Below are 962 nucleotides of genomic sequence, written 5' to 3' on the forward strand. Positions count from 1 at the left end.
CGGTTCCGTCGATGGCTCTGTGCTGCCTTCTGGCGTGGGCGTGGGGCGATTGACCGGGACTGTGTCAACTTGCCAAGGCGCACCAGGAGCTGGTGCAGGAGTTACCTTTGTGCCTGGCTGCACGTAGGGCTGGTTTTCTGGAGAGGCAGGAGCGCTGGGGTTGTAGCTGGGATTGGCTACAGGGTTGCCGGTGGGGATAAAAACAGGCTGTATATTGGGTTGCTCTACAGGCAGAGGCACGGGGATGTGCTGTGGCACATCGTCGGGCATGGGGTGCTTGATGATCTCTTCGATGGCTTCCTCTTGAGTGATAGTCTTAGGCGGTGGGGTTTGTACACAACCAGCAGGGGTTACATACCAACCAGAAGGGCAGGACGACTTTCTAGAGGAAACCGAGGTTCGAGCACGAGCAACGAAACCACCAGTTTTGTAATACAAGTCGACATAGCAACCGCTGCCATCAGCGACGATATTCTTGTAGTCGTAGTTGTAAATGTACGAAGAATTGCAAGCATCTAAAACGGTTGAATGCCAAGTTCCTATGGAATCAACTGAATATTCTTGTCCGGTAGATTGAGGGTAGCCCTCGGAATTTGGTGATTGCCAAAGCCCTGAGGCTTCGTCATAAAAAAGGGCAGCAAGGCCGAGCCAGCCAGCGATGGAAGCTGCGGTGCGGATGCCGGGGTGCAGCATGATGGCGGTGGCTGCGACGCGGGGGGCGTTGGCAGCAAAGCGCATCGTTGCGGGCATGGAGACAGCACGCCCGCCAACATTCAGAGATGCATTGGTGGAGACAGAGCCACTAAGGAACGTTGCACCGTTAGCAGCCTTGGTGCCAGTAAAAGCGCCACCAGCACCGCCACCAGCAGACCAACCAGCGGGGGGCGTGGCTTGTGCGTATCCAGCATGAGCTACTTGAAGGCTACCCAGAGCAGCAGCAACAAAAAGCCCGCATAGAACAG

General features: G+C 55.9%; 1 pseudogene. It reads right to left on the minus strand.

The features are described from left to right. A pseudogene (locus tag QEP12_RS16870) lies at positions 1-750 on the minus strand (hypothetical protein); the annotation flags it as partial. Positions 751-962 lie beyond the last annotated feature (212 nt).

Source organism: Comamonas jiangduensis, assembly GCF_030162955.1.
Taxonomy (GTDB): Bacteria; Pseudomonadota; Gammaproteobacteria; order Burkholderiales; family Burkholderiaceae_C; genus Comamonas; species Comamonas jiangduensis.